Source organism: Lacticaseibacillus sp. YLM2-1 (genome assembly GCF_056583465.1).
The window spans coordinates 1,779,936-1,798,538 of sequence record NZ_CM152617.1 but is presented as its reverse complement, the minus strand read 5'-3'; the positions used below and the strand labels follow the sequence as shown (position 1 = coordinate 1,798,538).

Genomic DNA, 18,603 nt, shown 5'->3' with positions numbered 1-18,603 from the left:
ATTATCAGAAAGAGGCTATTGACTGAATAAGTTGACGGCTTCTTTTTTTGACCAAAATTTGATTTTGATCGGGCTCGCTAGCATTGATTTTTCTGAAACCCGCTCGAAAACGGGACTTTAACTTTGCCATGCAAAAAGGTAATTGCGCGACTATTTGTCGGCATCTGAACAGTGACTGACTGCAGACTTTTCAGAAAAGTGTTAAGGTTATTATGTAAACTAAAAATTGAGTTACTGATTCATGGTATGGCACTGTGAGCGGTGGTTCATTTGGACTTGTAGGGGGAATTGCATGTATCAATCAAAAACACACAATCATCGATTTACCGGTCACCTTGCGAGTGCGAAGACACGGTTGCGGCTAGTAGCTTTGATTTCAACGATGGGTGGCCTGCTTTTTGGCTATGACACTGGGGTGATCAATGGCGCATTGCCTTTTATTTCTTCGGAACTGAAACTTGCCCCTGGATCACAGGGTTGGGTCACCAGTAGTTTGACGCTGGGTGCTGCTTTTGGTGCCATCTTAGTCGGTCGTTTAAGTGATCGCTATGGGCGCAGGCGGCTCATCACCATGTTAGCGGGCTTATTTTTTCTGGCAACGGTAGCCTCGTCACTTTCCCCGAGTGCTGGCTGGCTGATTGGCGCACGGCTGATCCTTGGATTAGCCGTTGGTGGCGTCTCTGTGCTGGTTCCGAGCTTTTTAGCAGAGATTGCCCCAACGAGTCATCGTGGACGGTTAGTCACACAAAATGAGCTGATGGTCGTGACTGGCCAGTTACTTGCTTTTGTTCTCAATGCCTTTTTAGGAACCACTTTTGGTAACGTTCCGGGTATCTGGCGCTGGATGATTGTATTGGCAGTCATTCCGGCAATTATCTTAGGTATCGGGACTTATTTTGTTCCGGAATCTCCTCGTTGGTTAATGATGAAAGGACGGCCGGCAGCAGCACGTTCAAGTTTGGAAGTGTTGCGATCTGCTGCTGAAGTGCCAGCAGAGATTGACCATTTGAAACAGAATCTTGCCGAAGATGCTAAACATAAGCAGGCGAGTGTTCGAGCATTGAAAACCAAATGGATTCGCCGACTGGTTCTGATTGGCATCGGCCTAGGCGTCATTCAGCAAATTGCTGGTATCAATGTCATGATGTATTATGGCACCTCAATTTTACAAATGACGGGTTTTGGGCGAGATAGCGCCTTGATCGCCAACATTGCCAATGGGGTTACTGCCGTTGCTGCAACGATTGTGACGTTGCAATTGTTGAAGCATGTTCCGCGGCGGCCAATGCTGATTGTGGGATTGATTGGCTCAACCGTGGCGATTACTGGTGTCACTTTCGCTAGTCGACTACCAGCGGGTTCGCCATTCCGGGCATTTGCAACAATCGGGATGATGATGCTGTTCTTGGCGTTCTTCCAAGGCGCTATCAGTCCAATGACTTGGCTGCTGATGTCTGAAATCTTCCCTGAACAGGTTCGGGGCATAGGGATGGGCGCTGCAACCTTCTGCTTGTGGTTAGCTAACTTTGGTGTTGGCGTTCTGTTCCCGATTGGTCTGGCCCAAATAGGCATGTTCTGGACATTCGTTTGCTTCATCGGGACAAATTTGATTTCATTGCTTTTCGTTCTGATTTTTGTGCCGGAAACGGCTGGACGCTCCCTCGAAACTTTGCACCGAGAGGAGAAAGCCCGCTTAAATCATTAATGACAAGCCATTTGTTCAAGACCAAAAAGTTGCGCTTTACAAAAAGTTTGATACCATAAAGGTGTATCAACAATTCGATGAACCTTCACAAAGGGGAGCCATTGGCTGAGAACGGGGAAACCCGGACCCTTCGAACCTGTTCGTTAATGCGAGCGTAGGGATTTGTGAATGGTCGGAAGCGACCTTCTTTGTGAACGGGGACTCACTAGGAGGCTTTTTTTATGCAACAGCACAAGCAACTTGTTGTCATTTTGGAAACTGCGATCATTGCAGCTTTTGCGATGGCATTGACTTATATTCCACATACCACGGGTGTTTCGGCAATTGAACTGAATTATGGTCTGATTCCAATTGCTGTTTTGGCTATGCGGCGTGGGTTAGTTCCTGCAGCATGGGCAGGCTTTGTCTGGGGGATTTTGGATCTGATTTTGCGTGGTATTGGCGGTGGCAGTGTCTTGAATCCTTTACAAGGTATTCTTGAATATCCGATTGCGTTTACCTTGGTCGGTTTAATGGGGTTGACGTTTGCATCTTTCCAAAAGGCAGTGCGCGGTAGTGAAAAAGTGAAGGCGAGCGGCTATGCCTTTGCTGGTATTATTATCGGCACATTTGCTAAATACTTTATCCATTTCATCGCTGGCGTTGTTTTCTGGGGTGCGTATGCGCCTAAAGGAACGAATGTCTGGGTATACTCGTTGATCGTCAATGGCGGATCAGCGTTATTCAGCACCGTCTTAACAATTGTTGTTGTTGGTGTATTGCTAACCGTTGCCCCGCAACTCTTTGTTGCTAAGGACGGCAAATCATTTTCAACTAAGGCTGCCTAAGTTTAAGACTTCAACAACGCATATCTGATGAACGCACATCGCTCTGTGATGTGCGTTTTTTTGTGCGCGAGTAGCAGCCTTTGGCGATGGCGACTGCAATAAGTTGTCAAAAGGAATATTAGCAACACAGATGTGATTTCAGACATTGAAAAGCTGACTGGTTAAGATTTTAAAAGAGAAACACGAACGATTATTAATATAACATTGAGAATTGTTCTCATTTTTATTGAATCTGTCGCGCTGACGTGCTATTCTCAAAACATCTTAAAGAAAGCGGGGAACGAGATGCAAAAAGTAGCAGTGGTCATGGGGTCAACCTCTGATTGGCCGACCATGCAGCAAGTGACGGCTCAGTTAACGTCATTGGCTATTCCTTATGAGAAGCGGGTTATTTCGGCTCATCGGATGCCAGACGAGCTGGCGGATTTTGGTAAACAGGCAGTGGCACTGGGGTTTGGTGCAATTATCGCGGGTGCAGGCGGCGCTGCTCATTTACCTGGAATGCTCGCCGCTAATACATTGCTGCCAGTTATCGGGGTTCCCATCAAAACACGAACATTAAATGGGGTTGATAGTCTCCTGTCAATCGTGCAAATGCCTGGCGGGGTCCCGGTTGGCACGATGGCCATCGGTGATGCCGGAGCTGTCAATGCGGCGTTGTTCGCTGCCGCTATTTTAGCGCTGAACGATTCAGAACTGGCTGACCGACTGCAAGCTTTTCGCGATGCTCAAACTAAGCGTGCCAAAGAAAGCGAGGCCGCGCTTCAATGATTGATGTAGTGACGTCCCCAGCAACAATTGGCATCATTGGCGGCGGTCAGTTGGGACGCATGCTGACACAAAGCGCCAAGTCGATGGGTTATCGCGTCGGTATTTTAGAGCCGACACCCAATTCGCCAGCCGGTCAGGTAGCGGATTTTCAAATCACTGCGCCTTATAACGATCAAGCCGCCTTAAAGCAACTGGCTGATGCGTCAGATGTGCTGACGTATGAGTTTGAAAACGTTGACTTAGCCGCGTTGGAGGCGGTTCGCAGCGAGACGCGGATTCCTCAAGGCACCGCCATTTTGGCGACAACCCGCGATCGGATCAAGGAAAAGACTTTTTTAAAGACACATGGGGTACCGGTGACGCCTTTTGCCGCTGTCAACCGTGCCGCTGAGTTGGCACAAGCAGTCGCGACCATCGGCTTGCCAAGCATCCTGAAGACGACCACTGGCGGTTATGATGGCCATGGTCAGCAAGATATCAATACACCAGATGATTTTCCCGCCGCCCGCGAACTTTTGACGCATGGTCCTTGCATTCTCGAAAAACGGCAGCAATTTGATCGTGAAGTCTCCGTTATGATGACACGTGATGGCCGCGATCAAGTGCGGGTTTTTCCGATCGTTGAGAATCGCCATCAGCACCATGTTTTGCATCTCACGCTTGCGCCTGCACCGAACATTTCGCCGGTGTTAGCCAAAAAGATTGATGATCTCGCGACTAAAATTTCGCTTGGCCTGGATCTTCGTGGTGTGTTGGGCGTTGAGCTCTTTATCGAAGGGGACAATGTGGTGGCCAATGAGTTGGCTCCGCGTCCGCACAATTCCGGACACTACTCGATTGAGGCATGCAACTTTTCACAATTCGATGCACATATTTTGAGTATTTGTGGCTTACCGATACCGCCGATTACATTGAAGCAGCCAGCGGTTATGCGCAACCTGCTCGGCGACGATTTAACCATTGCCAAGCAGAAATGGCCTCAGCATCCTGAATGGCACATGCATGATTATGGTAAAGCCGAGATTCGCCCCGGTCGCAAAATGGGTCATCTTACGGTAACTGATGATCGTAATGTGTTGGACATACTTAAACAAATGGAGGCAGCATGGTGAACAAAACAACATTACTGTATACCGGCAAGGCAAAGCAGGTTTATGCAACCGATGATCCTGATGTGTTGTGGATGGCATACACCAATCAAGCCACAGCATTAAATGGCGAGAAAAAAGCCCAGATCGCGCACAAAGGCGAATTAAATCGAGCGATTTCGACGTTGCTATTTAAGGAATTGACAGCTGCCGGTATACCAACGCATTATCTTGATTCGCCGGACAGCACGACGATGATCGTCAAAAAAGCCGCGATGTTGCCGCTTGAAGTAGTTGTGCGTAATTATGCATCCGGTCATTTTGTCACCAAGTTCAATGTTAAGCCGATGATGAAGCTCGACCCGCCAATCCACGAATACTATTACAAGTCTGATGAACTTGGCGACCCGTTCATGAATGAAGCCCAAATTTTCGCCTTGCACGAAGCTACGCCTGAACAACTCAAGCAAGTGCGCGCTTTAACTGATCGCATCAATACTTATTTGACGCAACGGTTTGCGGCGATTGGGATCACCTTAGTTGATTTCAAACTCGAATACGGCACGCTCAAGGATGGCACTTTGGTACTCGCTGATGAATTGTCTCCGGATAATTTTCGCTTAGTTGATCAACAAACCGGGGCATCGCTCGATAAAGATGTTTTCCGACAAAACCGTGGACCATTGACCCCGGTTTATGAAGAAGTCCTTTCACGCCTGCAAGAAAAAGGAGCTGCTCATGTTTAAAGCTAAAATTTACGTAACCTACAAACCTTCCGTGCTGGATCCCAAAGCCGAGGTCATTAAAACTGCTTTGGGACGAATGGCTTATCACAATGTTGAAGATGTATTGTATGGCAAGTACTTTGAATTAACGTTAGCAGGCAGCGAAGCGGACGTTCGCAAGCAAGTCAATACGATCTGCGACCAATTACTGGCTAACGTCAACATGGAAACTTATCGCTTTGAGCTAGAACCGATGGCGGAGGTTAACGCATGAAAGCGGCTGTGATTTCTTTTCCGGGCTCGAACTGTGATCTTGATTTGCAATGGGCGGTGCGTGACATTGCCGGAGCCGAGTGTGACTTGATCAAGCCAACTCAAACCGAATTGACTGCTTATGATGTTGTGATGGTGCCAGGCGGTTTTTCCTATGGTGATTACTTACGCAGTGGTGCGATTGCACGCTTTTCACCAGTGATGGCTGCCCTAAAGCAGTTTGCTGCGGCTGGCGGCTATGTCATTGGCATTTGCAACGGTTTCCAGATTTTGACCGAAGCCGGTTTGCTTCCCGGCGCCTTGCAATGGAATCGCGACTTGAACTTCATCTGTGAACCGGTTGCATTGACGGTAGAAAATGCTGGGACGGCGTTTTCAAATCAATACCAAGTTGGGGACCATTTGACATTACCGATTGCTCATGGTGAAGGCAATTATTACGCAGATCCGGAAACGTTGGCGGCTCTAGAAACTAATGGCCAAGTGGTTTTCCGTTATGCAAATAACCCTAATGGCAGCATGCACGATATTGCCGGTGTGACCAATGAGACTGGTAATGTGTTAGGCATGATGCCCCATCCGGAACGGGCTGTTGAAGCACTGCTGGGCGGTACGGATGGCTTGGGCGTATTCCAATCGCTGATTAACCAAACGGAAGGAGCCGATGTACGTGGTGCACGTTGAGATGAGCCCCGAGGCTATTGCAACCCAGAAACCTTATTTAGACCTTGGGCTGACAGAGGCTGAATATGATCGTTTTGCAGAACTAATCGGCCATCAGCCAAACGATACCGAGATCGGGTTAGCTAGCGGTATGTGGAGCGAACACTGCGCTTACAAATATAGCAAGCCGGTGTTACGCCAATTTTGGACCAAAAATGAGCGCGTGTTAATGGGGCCAGGTGAAGGTGCTGGCGTGATTGATATCGGCGAAGGCAAAGCAGTGGTCTTCAAAGCCGAAAGTCATAATCATCCCTCGGCAGTTGAACCTTATGAAGGCGCAGCAACAGGTGTGGGCGGCATTATCCGCGACATTTTCTCAATTGGTGCCAAGCCGGTTGCGATGTTGGACTCGCTAGCTTTTGGCGACATTGAACAGCCACATACCCAACATTTGGTTGATCGGATTGTCGCGGGGATTGGCGGTTATGGCAATGCAATTGGCATTCCGACAGTTGGCGGCGAAACAAACTTTGACGGGAGCTATACCCGAAATCCGCTGGTCAATGCCATGTGCGTTGGCATCATGGACAAAGATCAAATTCAAAAAGGTAAAGCTGCTGGTGTTGGCAATGCTTTGATTTATGTCGGGGCCAAAACAGGGCGTGATGGTATTAACGGTGCGAGCTTTGCTTCTGGGGATTTTTCTGACGAAGAAGCAGCCGATCGCTCGGCGGTTCAAGTTGGCGATCCCTTCATGGAAAAGCTGTTGATGGATGCTTGTCTCGAAATTACCGGGCATCATCAGGAGGCGCTTGTTGGTATTCAAGATATGGGTGCAGCTGGATTGGTATCGTCAAGCGTGGAGATGGCTGGTAAGGCTAACAGCGGGATGGTGTTAGATCTCGACCTGATTCCGCAGCGTGAGACCGAAATGACGCCGTTTGAAATTATGTTGTCTGAGTCTCAGGAACGGATGCTGCTGTGCGTTCGGGCCGGCTTTGAGCAAGAAGTTTTGGCTGTTTTCGCTGATTATGATTTGGATGCGGCGATTGTTGGTCATGTGATTGCTGGTCATCAGTATCAGCTTTATCACCATGGCAAATTGGTTTGCGATGTGCCTGTGAGTTCGTTGACCGATGATGCGCCGATTTATCATCAACAAGGGAAAATGCCAAAACGACTGGTCCAACCGGCTGCGGATTTTGACCCTATCATCACTGATCCGGTGCAAATATGGACGGACATGATGGCGATGCCGACGATTGCTGACAAGTCATCTTTGTACAAGCGTTACGATGCGCAGGTGCAAACTAATACCGTCGTCTTGCCAGGCAGTGATGCAGCCGTGATTCGGATTCGCGGTACTCACCGAGCACTGGCGATGACCACCGATAGTAAGGGCCGCTACTTGTATCTTGATCCGCAGGTGGGTGCGGCAATGAGTGTGGCTGAAGCTGCGCGCAATTTGGTTGCTAGCGGGGCGGAACCGCTTGGAATCACCGATTGTCTCAATTTTGGCGACCCGACTAAGCCTGAGGCCTTCTACGAACTGGCTGAGGCGGCGAAGGGAATCATTGCGGCTACCAAAGCCTTTAACGCCCCAGTTATTTCAGGAAATGTGTCGCTGTATAACGAAACGAATGGTGAGGCGATCTATCCAACCCCAATGATTGGCATGGTTGGTTTGATTGAGGATTTGAGCACGATCACCACGGCGGCTTTCAAGCAAGCAGATGATCTGATTTATCTGGTGGGGGAGACTCATGGTGATTTTAACGGCAGCGAACTGCAGAAGCTGCAAACAGGAGAAGTCACTGGCAAGCTGTTCGATTTTGATTTAGAGGCTGAAAAGCAGCATCAGCACTTTGTTTTGAAGGCCATTCGCGAGCATCTAATTACTGCAGCGCACGATTTAAGCGATGGTGGGTTGTTGGTCGCCTTGGCAGAGATGGGGTTTGATGCCCAACTTGGCGCCCAGATTAACGTCACATTGCCAACTGCTTGGGGATTTTCCGAGACGCAAGGCCGCTTCTTGCTCACCGTGGCCCCTGAAAATCAGGCGGCATTTGAAGCATTGCATGGTCCGGCCCAATTGATTGGTCGAGTTCAGGCCGCACCAGAATTTGAAGTCACAACCGTTAATCAACATTTTTCTGCATCGTTGCAACAGCTACAGACAGCATTCGAGGAGGCGCTCCCATGCCACATGAACCAAAAGGCTTAAATGAAGAATGCGGGGTTTTCGGTGTTTGGGGTAATCCTAATGCCGCCAGCATCACGCATCTTGGGTTACACACACTACAGCACCGCGGTCAAGAAGGCGCCGGTATTGTTGGGCTGACCAAAGACGGGATGCGGCGGCATTATGGGTTGGGGTTACTGAGCGAAGTTTTCACGAATACCGATCAATTGACGCCATTAATCGGACGCGCCGCCTTGGGCCACGTGCGCTACTCGACAGCAGGGGGACGCGTGCTGGAAAATATTCAGCCGTTGCTTTTCCGGTTTTCGGATGAAGCCATTGCCTTGGCGCATAATGGCAATCTGACCAATGCGATCAGTTTGCGGCGGCAGTTGGAAGATCAAGGCGCAATTTTTCAGTCCACCTCCGATACGGAAGTTTTGATGCATTTAATCCGACGGCAAGTTGGCCAGCCTTGGCTGACACAGTTGAAGACCGCTTTAAATGAAGTTCATGGTGGTTTTGCGTTTGTCTTACTGACGGAACATGGTTTATATGCCGCAGTTGATCCGCATGGCTTTCGGCCGATGGTTGTCGGGGTGTTGTCAGATGGCGGCTATATTGTGTGCAGCGAAACAGCGGCTTTGGACGCGGTTGGCGCTGAATTCGTCCGTGATGTCCAGCCAGGGGAATTAATCACAATTGATGATGCTGGTTTGCACATTGATCATTTCACCACGAATACCCAATTAGCCGTTTGTTCGATGGAATACATCTACTTTGCCCGCCCAGATTCGGATATTCACGGCATTAATGTCCATCAGGCCCGTGTACGGATGGGTGAACGGTTAGCAAAAGAACAACCGGCGGAAGCGGATATTGTCGTCGGCGTGCCGAATTCATCGCTGTCTGCTGCCATTGGTTACGCGAAGGCCAGTGGAATCCCTTATGAGATGGGTTTAATGAAAAGTCAGTATGTGGCGCGAACCTTTATCCAACCGACACAAGCATTGCGGGAAAAAAGCGTCAAAATGAAGCTCAGTGTGATCAAACCAGTTGTTGCCGGCAAGCGAATTGTTTTAGTCGATGATTCGATTGTTCGTGGAACGACTTCCAAACAAATCGTGAAGTTGTTGAAAGAGGCTGGTGCAGCGGAGGTTCATTTACGTATTGCCAGCCCACCGTTGCGTTTTCCTTGTTTTTACGGGATTGATTTTCAGACGACCAGCGAACTTTTTGCTGCGAATCATAGCGTTGCTGAAATGCGGGATCTTTTAGCAGTCGAGTCGCTTGGATTCCTTTCAACCCAAGGGCTGGAAGAGAGTGTCGGCTTATCGGCCACGGCACCTAATGGCGGTTTGTGTGTCGCTTATTTCACCGGCCAGTATCCAGCACCGTTAGATGATTATGCCTTTGCCTTGGATAAGGAAGTGGCATCCCTCAAAGTCAATGTTGCGGAGGTTAGTGCATGACTGATTATAAAGACGCCGGCGTGGACATTGAAGCTGGCGAAGCAGCTGTTAAACGAATCGCGGCGTTGGCAAAAGAAACAACGAATGCCAATGTTTTAGCTAGTGTTGGCGGGTTTGCCGCGGCTTATCGGTTGCCGGAGATTTCGGAGCCAACCTTGATCAGCGCCACGGATGGCGTTGGCACCAAGTTGCTGTTGGCATTGCAATGCGATGCGCATGAAACTGTTGGAATTGATTTAGTCGCCATGGTTGCGAACGATTTATTGGCGTCAGGCGCCCAGCCACTTTTTTTCCTTGATTATATGGCGGTGGATCATTTGGATGTTGACCGCACTGAAGCCGTTGTTCGCGGAATTGCTTATGGGTGTCAGCAGGCTCAGATGGCATTAATTGGTGGCGAAACAGCGGAAATGCCCGACATGTACCCACAACATCATTACGACTTGGCCGGTTTCGCAGTTGGTTTGGTTTCCGCTTCAAAACGCCTGCCGCAAAAAGTGGCGGCTGGCGATGTTTTGATTGGTCTGCCAAGTTCAGGTGTGCATAGCAATGGTTATTCACTGGTGCGTAAGCTGCTGGCAGAAACCGACTTAGGCAGTCAATCGCTTGATGACGGATCGGAAATGCTGAATGCGCTGATGCGGCCAACTCGGATTTATGTGAAGCAGGTGTTGCCGCTCATGCAGCAAGGATTGATTCACGCGGCTGCCCACATTACCGGCGGCGGCATCACTGAAAACTTGCCGCGGGTGATCCCTGACGGTTTGGTAGCAAACATTGATCCGCTAGCATGGCAACGGCCAGAGTTGTTCGATCGTTTGCAACATGCCGGACATTTAAGTGAAACAACGATGCGTAGTACCTTCAATCTTGGAATTGGCATGATCCTTGTCGTGCCAGAACAAGCGGTTAGTCTTGTTCAAGACGCGATTCCTAGTAGTAAAGTGATTGGCACGGTTGGCGAAGATCCTGTCGAAAAGCTGCACTGGCAGGTGAGTCGTCGATGAAAGATCTAGCTGTTTTTGCATCTGGTTATGGCACCAACTTTGAGGCGTTGGCAAATGCCGCTGATCAACCAGATAGCGGCTATCGCATCGCCGCACTGGTTTGTGATCAATCACAGGCGCCGGTGATTCAAAAGGCTGCCGCGCGCAACATTTTGACGATCGTAGTTGATTTTAAAAGCTATCCTAATAAAACGGCGGCAGAGACGGCCATCTTAGAACAGTTACCGCCAGTATCTGCCTTGATTTTGGCCGGTTACATGCGTATCATCGGGCCAACCCTTTTAAGGGCATTCCCTAAAAAAATCATCAACTTGCATCCAGCTTTACTACCTAGTTTTCCAGGGCGCCAAGGTATTCAGGATGCTTTCGACTACGGGGTGAAAGTCACCGGCGTCACGGTGCATTTTGTGGATGCTGGCATTGACACCGGCGAGATTATCGCCCAAGTGCCAGTCAATATCACTGATGGTATGAGCTTAGCCGAGCTTGAGCAGGCGATCCATCGCCAAGAACATCAAATTTTCCCTGCAACTGTGAAGAACCTCATTCAAGAAGGAGCGATTTAAGTGAAGCGTGCATTGTTAAGTGTTTCGGATAAAACAGGTTTGATCTCTTTTGCCAAAGGTTTGATTGATCGAGGATTTGAATTAGTCTCAACCGGCGGCACGCATCGCGAACTGGCTGCGGCCGGTATTGCGGTGACCAGCGTTGAAGAGGTGACTGGTTTTCCCGAGATGCTCGATGGTCGGGTGAAGACACTGCATCCAAAGATTCATGCTGGCATTCTTGCACGTCGCGATGATCCAGACCATATGGAGGCATTAGCTAACCACGATATTCAACCGGTCGATTTGGTTTGTGTCAATCTCTATCCGTTTGCCGCCACAATCAAACGCCCAGATGTTACAAGGGCAGAAGCTATCGAACAAATCGATATCGGTGGACCTTCTGCCTTACGTGCAGCAGCTAAAAATAGCGACAGTGTCTGGGCAGTCGTTGATCCGGCCGATTACGAGGCTGTTTTAACCGGCCTTGACCAAGACGATGCTCATCTGCGTCAAAAGCTGGCTGCTAAGGTCTTTGCCATTACAGCGGCTTATGATGCTCAAATTGTGCATTATCTTGATCCTGAGCCATTTCCCGAGCACTTCACACCGACTTACACAAAGCGCCAAGATTTGCGCTATGGTGAAAATAGCCATCAGCAAGCAGCGTTTTACGTTGAACCTGATCCGAATCCAACTAGCCTTGCCGCTGCCAAGCAGTTGCACGGTAAAGAACTGTCCTATAACAACATCAAAGATGCTGATGCTGCGTTAGCGATGCTTCGTGAATTTTCCGAGCCAGCGGTTGTGGCTGTCAAACATATGAATCCTTGTGGCATTGGTCTTGGAAAAACCATTGAAGGCGCTTGGGACAAAGCCTATGCTGCTGATCCGATGTCGATTTTTGGTGGCATCATCGCCTTGAATCGGCCTGTAGATCTAGCAACTGCCGAAAAAATGCACAAACTTTTTCTTGAAATCATTATGGCACCGGCATTTGATGATGATGCTTATGCTGTGTTGGCCAAAAAGAAAAACGTCCGGCTGCTTACAATCAATACAGCTGATACGCCGGCTGAATTAGGAACAGAGACGACAGTAATTTATGGCGGGTTACTGATTCAAACGCGGGACAATCAGACAGAAACACCGGCCGATATGACTGTTGTGACAACGGTGAAACCCACAGACGAGCAGCTCAAGGCACTTGCTTTTGCGCAAACCGTCGTCAAACACGTGAAGAGTAATGCGATCGTTGTCGCCCAAGCTGATCAGACGTTAGGCATTGGGGCAGGACAAATGAATCGGATTGGTTCGGTTGAGTTAGCCCTCACCCAGGCCCAACAAAACGACAACTTTGCTGGCGCCGTCATGGCCAGTGATGCCTTCTTCCCAATGGACGACTGCGTTGATTACGCGGCTAAGCATGATATCAAAGCCATCATCCAACCAGGCGGCAGTATTCGGGACAAAGATTCTATAGAAAAGGCTAACCAGTACGGTATTGCGATGGTGACAACTGGTGTCCGTCATTTTAGACATTAAAAAGAAGAGCGTGAACAGGCGCGTTTAGAAACCGGAGCATAAGTGGCCTTGAGGTGAACTGGCTGGGTTTTGGCCAGTTCACCTCAAGGCCCTTATGTGCAGGTTTCTGCGCCTGAGAACGCGTTTAAGAGAAAAACAGGCGTGTTTAAGAAAAAAGACAGACGCGTTTAAAAAGCTTCTCCACCAGCAAATACACTAGGAGGATACGATGAAACAGGTTTTGATCATTGGCGGCGGCGCCCGGGAAAGTGCCCTTGCTTTAAAATTCAAACAGTCTCCGCAAGTTGATCATGTCTATGTGGCGCCAGGTAATCCGGCAATGACCTTGCTGGGAGTTGATCCGATCAACATTGATGACAATGACTTTACCAAGTTGATTGACTTTGCTGAGACCCACCAAATTGATCTGACTTTTGTGGGTCCCGAAGTGCCGTTAGCCGCTGGGATTGTCGATGCTTTTCAGGCAGCTGATCAACCGATTTTTGGCGTCACCAAGAAAGTTGCCCAGTTAGAGGCCAGCAAAACGTTTGCCAAGGATTTTATGGCGCGCCATCAGTTGCCGACTGCCGCCAGCAAGACAGTTCACAATGCTATTGATGCCCATGCCGAAGCCGCGACAATGGGCTTGCCTTTGGTCTTGAAAAAGGACGGTTTGGCTGCTGGGAAAGGCGTCGTTATTGCTCAAGACGCTGAAACGCTGGATGAAACGATTGAAAAAATGTATGCCGATCATCCAGACGCAACCGTGTTACTTGAGCAATATCTTGCGGGTGAAGAGGCCTCTGTCATGGCCTTGTTTAATGGTGAAAAGCGTGTCGTTCTACCGCTTTCGCAGGATCACAAGCGGCGTTTTGCCAATGATCGTGGTCCTAATACAGGCGGAATGGGGGCGATTAGTCCGTTACCGCAATTTAACGATGATCAAGTAACCGCTGCCCATCAACTTGTGGATGCAACGTTAAAGGGCATGCAGGCTGATGGCTTAGATGGTCAAGGGGTCATGTACATTGGACTGATCTTCACACCTGACGGACCGAAGATTTTGGAATATAACATGCGTTTTGGCGATCCAGAAACGCAAGTCCTGCTGCCGCAAATCACAAATGATTTTTATCAACTGATTAGCGACTTATTAGCAAACCGCCAACCTAGTTTGACGTTGAGCGATAAGGCCTATGCTTGCTTTGTTGCCGTTAATCCTGCGTACCCGAGCAGCGAGCTCAAGACAGTTCCCGTCATTGTGCCGACAGATTGGCCAGAGGGAACTTGGCTGCCAGCAGGAGTGGCGAAAAGTGACCACGGCTGGGAAAGTCATGCTGGTAGAATCTTCTCCGTAGTAGCTGGGGCGGAGTCTTTGCCAGATGCCGTTAAAGCGGCAAAAACAGCCATGGAGAAAATTCAAGGCGTTTTGGATTATCGCACTGATATTGGGTTCCACACACTGTAAAAGTGAATGAATACAATCGCGCCTCGGCTGGCTAGCCGGGGTATTTTTGGCTCTACGTCAACTGGTGTTGAAGAATAAATTTATCATTTGAGGCGGTTCTCCATTTGGGGAGCCGTCTTTGTCATGTTATGCCGTGATTTGGTAGATTCGTTTGAAGAAGTTCAGCTGATTCTTGAAGCCAAAACAGGATCGTTTGAGTGACTTGATGAGGCGGTTAACCCCTTCGATCGGACCGTTGGAATAAGGGCTGGTGACAGCGGCGAGAACAGCGACTTTGTGTCGCTTAAGCGTCGCGATCGTCATGTCCATTGCCGTACCGTTTGGCTCGTAAGTAGCTAACAGGTTTGCCAGTTCCGTGGGATGTTTCTTCACCATCAAGGCATCATGAAGCGCTAAGTAGGTCTCGTAGGTTTGCTTGAGCTTGGGCTCAGTATCAAGTGCGATATCGATGGCCTCCTGTTGCGTGACGTATTCATTCAAACCAAACAGGAACTGTTTGTGTTTAGCGTCAGGCGCAGTTTGATGAAAAAGCCGCCAGTTTGTCTTCATGATCTTATAAGGACGGCTGTGTTTGTCATCAAGCTGTTTGAGCGCTTGGACGCGTACCTGATCAAGGGCACGAGCCGCAAGTTGAATGATATGGAACCGATCAATGACGACTTGGGCCTTGGGGAAAACCTCATGAATAATCGTCTGATAAGCTGCATTCATGTCCATGGTGACCGTCTGGACCCGAGTGCGTTCAGCGAGTGAATAATGAGCGATGAAGAAGTTTTTAATCGTGCGGTTGAATCGATCACCAAGCAAGGCAATCAGACGATGTGAATCGGCATCAAGACAGATAAACGACATCATGCCATGAGTAGAACGGAACTCATCAAAGCAGAGTCGCGTGGGCAGCCGGCGAGCCGGTCGGAGTTTGAGATTTTGGTCAATGATCCGTTGAACCGAGGAAGCTGAGATTCCGATAATACGGGCGATGGTTTTGACTGGCAACCGTTCATGCGCTAACTTCATGATTCGCTCTGTCATGTGAGTGGCGATCGTGTGGTTGGGTTGCACGAGTGGCGTCTTGGCACTGACTGTGTGGTAACAGTTATGACAGCGCCATCGTTGCTTGTGCAAGTCAATGACTGTCGGCATTTCAACCCCATTGAGGACGCGCACGTGGGCCGTATAAAACCCGTTAGGGTGCAAGGCCTCAAAGCCACACAGTGGGCACCGGGTTAACCGGTAAGTCAGCTCGGCATCAATCACATGATACTGGCGGCGACGTACCCCGTTGCCGCGATATTCATGACGAACAAAGGCAACTTTGATATTATGGTCTGGTATTCCAAGGACGGACAGTGTAGGATCGTATTGGGACATTTACTCATAACCTCGCTTGCTTTTGGTTTCGACGCTAACAAGCATAGCATGGACACTGAGTAGGTGTCTTTTTGCGTTATCCAAAAAGGGCCTACACGTTCAGTGTTGATTATTTCTCAACACCAGAAAGTGTAGACCCGTATTTTTGTGCGCTCAAGAAACTGCGGTTGACTTTTATGGTTTACAGTTGTAAATTAAAGATGTTGATAGATTACAGATGTAAATGGAGGCAAGCGATGGAAACACCGAAAGTTGAAATTTCCCAGTCTGAATGGGAGGTTATGCGAATTATTTGGACACTTGGTCCACTGACAAGTAGCACGCTTGCAACAATTCTTGCTGAAAAAATGGGCTGGAAAGTGGCAACGACCAAAACCTTTTTAGGACGGTTAGTCAAAAAAGGCGCCTTAACCACTGAAAAAAATGGACGTGAATTTCTTTATCACACTGCAGTGGGTGAACAAGAGTCTATGGATGCCGCCGTGGCGGAATTATTTAGCCATCTTTGTCAAATGAAAATCGGCACGGCCATCAATCACTTGATGACGAACGTCACTCTTTCGAAACATGATATTGAGATGTTGCAACAAACGCTTTTAGCGAAGCAGCACGATGCGCCGGAAACAGTTAGTTGTAATTGTTTACCAGAAGGTTGTAAGGAGGCTGCACATGAATGACGATGAAATGAAAGCGATGAACGATACGAAAAGATCACAGACTGACAAAAAAGATCAAATGAATCACGATCATATGGCGATGGGTCACCATGGCGATATGGACCACATGCACATGGATCACGACTCTGAAGAAGAGCATGCTGGCATGGCGAAGATGCAGATGGAACCGGGTTCAATGGATCATGCAGCAATGGATCAGATGCACATGAATCACGGCGCGATGGATCACATGCATATGGATCACGGCTCGATGGATCATGGCGGGGGTCACATGATGCATATGGGAAATCTCAAGCAAAAGTTTTGGGTGAGTTTGATCGTCATGATACCCGTGTTGTTGCTTTCGCAGTTCATGGGGATGGATATCCACCTCGGCGTTTTGCAATTGCCAATTGTTTTTCCTGGGTCTGATTGGCTTGTCCTGATTCTTTCGTCATTTCTTTTCTTCTATGGCGGTTGGCCATTTTTGACTGGCGCTAAATCAGAGTTGCAAAGTCGCCAGCCCGCAATGATGACTTTGATCGCAATGGGGATCACCGTTGCGTACGGTTACTCGCTTTATGCTTTCGTCATGAATCACTTTATCGCGCCACATGGTATGGTGATGGACTTCTTCTGGGAACTGGCCACTTTAATTGTGATCATGTTGCTGGGTCACTGGATTGAAATGAATGCTGTGATGGCGGCTGGTAATGCGGTTGAAAAATTGGCTGCATTATTGCCAAATCAGGCGCATGTGGTTCATGGCGACAGTGTGATGGATATGCCATTGTCAGAGGTTCAGGTTGGCACGCGATTACGGGTTTTGGCCGGTGAACAAATGCCAGCTGATGGCGAAATCGTAAGCGGCAGCAGTAGTGTCAATGAATCGCTTGTCACAGGCGAAGCCAAGGCTGTTCGTAAGGCAGGCGGTGATAAAGTTATTGGTGGTTCCATCAACGGAGATGGGGTCATTGAAATCCAAGTGACAGGTACTGGTGAAAGCGGCTATTTAGCCCAAGTAATGAAGCTTGTACAAAGTGCGCAAGCAAATAAAAGTAAGGCCGAGGGCATGGCCGACAAAGTTGCCGGCTGGTTGTTCTATGCCGCGTTAGCTGTTGGTATTCTGGCGTTTATTCTCTGGATGCCAAGCGGCCTGGCCACCGCTTTTGAACGGATGGTCACCGTCTTCATTATTGCTTGTCCACATGCATTAGGGTTGGCGATTCCGCTTGTCATTGCTCGAAGTACCAGTATTGGCGCCACGAATGGGTTGTTGATTCGCAATCGCCAAGCGCTTGAAACAGCCAAGCGAGCCAAGTACATGCTAATGGATAAGACAGGGACGCTGACTGAAGGCAAGTTTACGGTTGCCACAACGTTGCATTTTGCTGATCAGAGTCAGGAAGAAATTCTAGCAACCATGGCCGCCTTGGAAAGTCATTCCGAGCATCCGCTTGCAACTGGGATTAAAGCGGCAGCAATTGAGCAAAAGCTAACAGTGCCAGCTGCTGAAAATGTTCAGGTCATGAAGGGTGTCGGGCTGTCAGGCACAGTCGACGGCATTCATTATGAGATTGTGAATGCCCGATATTTACAGGATCATCAGTTGACCTACGATAAAACCCAGGCTGATCAGTGGGCTGCTGCCGGAAATTCGTTAGCCTTTTTGCTGAAAGGTCAGCACGTTTTGGGCATGGTGGCTGAAGGCGATCAGTTGAAGTCTTCCAGTAAGGCATTTGTTGCCGAGTTGAAACAGCAGGGGATTACGCCTGTGATGCTGACTGGCGATAACCATGAAACTGCTAAGAAAGTGGCCAGTCAGCTTGGTCTGACAGAATTTCAAGCAGAGTTAAAACCTGAAGACAAAGTTGCGCAAGTGAAGGCTTATCAACAGCAGGGCGTTGTCATGATGGTTGGTGACGGGGTCAACGATGCGCCTAGTTTGGCTCAAGCAGACATCGGTGTTGCAATTGGAGCTGGGACGGATGTCGCGATTGATACCGCTGATGTTGTCTTAGTTCATAGTGACCCGGCTGATATTCTCAACTTCTTGTCATTGGCAAAAGCAACTAACCGGAAAATGGTTCAAAACCTTTGGTGGGGTGCTGGTTACAATATTCTGGCGATTCCGCTTGCTGCAGGGATTCTTGCCCCCGTTGGCTTCATTCTCAGTCCTGCGGTCGGTGCTGCGATCATGTCGTTGTCAACGATTGTTGTGGCTTTGAATGCAATGACATTGCACTTAAAGCGCGCTTAATAAGTCACGTGTATGAAGTATAGCATCAGAGAATGCCGGCCTGTCGTCAAGATATAGATGACAGGC

Annotated in this window: 16 protein-coding genes and 1 riboswitch; of the genes, 15 read left to right on the top strand and 1 reads right to left on the bottom strand. The window is 48.9% G+C overall.

The annotated features are described in order from the left end of the window. Window positions 1-292 precede the first annotated feature (292 nt). The 13 genes from AC07KQ_RS08745 (at window position 293) to purD (ending at window position 14,250) form a co-directional block, all read left to right on the top strand. Complete coding sequence (locus AC07KQ_RS08745) at window positions 293-1,705, top strand: sugar porter family MFS transporter (protein WP_003565997.1); 1,413 nt, start codon at window positions 293-295, stop codon at window positions 1,703-1,705. Between the two features lie 81 nt (window positions 1,706-1,786). Then, a riboswitch (TPP riboswitch) is annotated at window positions 1,787-1,884 on the top strand. Window positions 1,885-1,926: 42 nt separating this feature from the next. Continuing rightward, window positions 1,927-2,532, top strand: coding sequence for an energy-coupled thiamine transporter ThiT (thiT, locus tag AC07KQ_RS08740; RefSeq protein WP_003576020.1), 606 nt, complete (start codon window positions 1,927-1,929; stop codon window positions 2,530-2,532). Window positions 2,533-2,817: 285 nt separating this feature from the next. Next, entirely contained in the window at window positions 2,818-3,303 is a 486-nt protein-coding gene (gene purE, locus AC07KQ_RS08735) for a 5-(carboxyamino)imidazole ribonucleotide mutase (protein ID WP_003565990.1), read from the top strand. Next, window positions 3,300-4,415 (top strand): 5-(carboxyamino)imidazole ribonucleotide synthase, encoded by a 1,116-nt coding sequence (purK, locus tag AC07KQ_RS08730; protein ID WP_045624580.1) that lies wholly within the window; start codon window positions 3,300-3,302, stop codon window positions 4,413-4,415. The genes purE and purK overlap by 4 nt, the downstream gene beginning before the upstream one ends. Beyond that, the gene (gene purC / locus AC07KQ_RS08725; RefSeq protein WP_016384390.1) at window positions 4,409-5,137 is read left to right on the top strand and encodes a phosphoribosylaminoimidazolesuccinocarboxamide synthase; all 729 of its coding nucleotides are present in this window, start codon (window positions 4,409-4,411) and stop codon (window positions 5,135-5,137) included. Before purK ends, purC begins: the two co-directional genes overlap by 7 nt. Next, window positions 5,130-5,390, top strand: coding sequence for a phosphoribosylformylglycinamidine synthase subunit PurS (gene purS, locus AC07KQ_RS08720; protein ID WP_016374077.1), 261 nt, complete (start codon window positions 5,130-5,132; stop codon window positions 5,388-5,390). The genes purC and purS overlap by 8 nt, the downstream gene beginning before the upstream one ends. Further along, window positions 5,387-6,073, top strand: coding sequence for a phosphoribosylformylglycinamidine synthase subunit PurQ (gene purQ / locus AC07KQ_RS08715; RefSeq protein WP_480156542.1), 687 nt, complete (start codon window positions 5,387-5,389; stop codon window positions 6,071-6,073). The genes purS and purQ overlap by 4 nt, the downstream gene beginning before the upstream one ends. After that, a complete protein-coding gene (purL, locus tag AC07KQ_RS08710; protein WP_480156541.1) occupies window positions 6,060-8,276 on the top strand; it encodes a phosphoribosylformylglycinamidine synthase subunit PurL in 2,217 nt (738 codons plus the stop codon). The genes purQ and purL overlap by 14 nt, the downstream gene beginning before the upstream one ends. Then, entirely contained in the window at window positions 8,252-9,706 is a 1,455-nt protein-coding gene (purF, locus tag AC07KQ_RS08705; protein WP_003602651.1) for an amidophosphoribosyltransferase, read from the top strand. Before purL ends, purF begins: the two co-directional genes overlap by 25 nt. Continuing rightward, window positions 9,703-10,713, top strand: coding sequence for a phosphoribosylformylglycinamidine cyclo-ligase (purM, locus tag AC07KQ_RS08700; RefSeq protein WP_480156540.1), 1,011 nt, complete (start codon window positions 9,703-9,705; stop codon window positions 10,711-10,713). Before purF ends, purM begins: the two co-directional genes overlap by 4 nt. Continuing rightward, entirely contained in the window at window positions 10,710-11,279 is a 570-nt protein-coding gene (purN, locus tag AC07KQ_RS08695; RefSeq protein WP_013245826.1) for a phosphoribosylglycinamide formyltransferase, read from the top strand. The genes purM and purN overlap by 4 nt, the downstream gene beginning before the upstream one ends. Further along, window positions 11,280-12,803 carry a bifunctional phosphoribosylaminoimidazolecarboxamide formyltransferase/IMP cyclohydrolase gene (purH, locus tag AC07KQ_RS08690; RefSeq protein WP_016387961.1) on the top strand — a complete coding sequence of 508 codons (1,524 nt, stop codon included), beginning with the start codon at window positions 11,280-11,282 and terminating at the stop codon, window positions 12,801-12,803. It begins immediately after the preceding gene. Window positions 12,804-13,011: 208 nt separating this feature from the next. Next, window positions 13,012-14,250 (top strand): phosphoribosylamine--glycine ligase, encoded by a 1,239-nt coding sequence (purD, locus tag AC07KQ_RS08685; RefSeq protein ID WP_016387960.1) that lies wholly within the window; start codon window positions 13,012-13,014, stop codon window positions 14,248-14,250. 126 nt (window positions 14,251-14,376) lie between these two features. Here purD and AC07KQ_RS08680 read toward each other — a convergent pair whose 3' ends face one another. Further along, on the bottom strand, window positions 14,377-15,621 hold the full coding sequence (locus AC07KQ_RS08680) for an ISL3 family transposase (RefSeq protein WP_003577841.1): 1,245 nt from the start codon (window positions 15,619-15,621) through the stop codon (window positions 14,377-14,379). A 236-nt stretch (window positions 15,622-15,857) separates the two neighbouring features. On the opposite strand from AC07KQ_RS08680, the gene AC07KQ_RS08675 reads away from it, so the two are divergent. Continuing rightward, complete coding sequence (locus AC07KQ_RS08675) at window positions 15,858-16,298, top strand: CopY/TcrY family copper transport repressor (RefSeq protein ID WP_003565966.1); 441 nt, start codon at window positions 15,858-15,860, stop codon at window positions 16,296-16,298. Then, window positions 16,291-18,537: a heavy metal translocating P-type ATPase gene (locus tag AC07KQ_RS08670; RefSeq protein WP_016387959.1), complete on the top strand. Its 2,247-nt coding sequence runs from the start codon at window positions 16,291-16,293 to the stop codon at window positions 18,535-18,537. The genes AC07KQ_RS08675 and AC07KQ_RS08670 overlap by 8 nt, the downstream gene beginning before the upstream one ends. Window positions 18,538-18,603 lie beyond the last annotated feature (66 nt).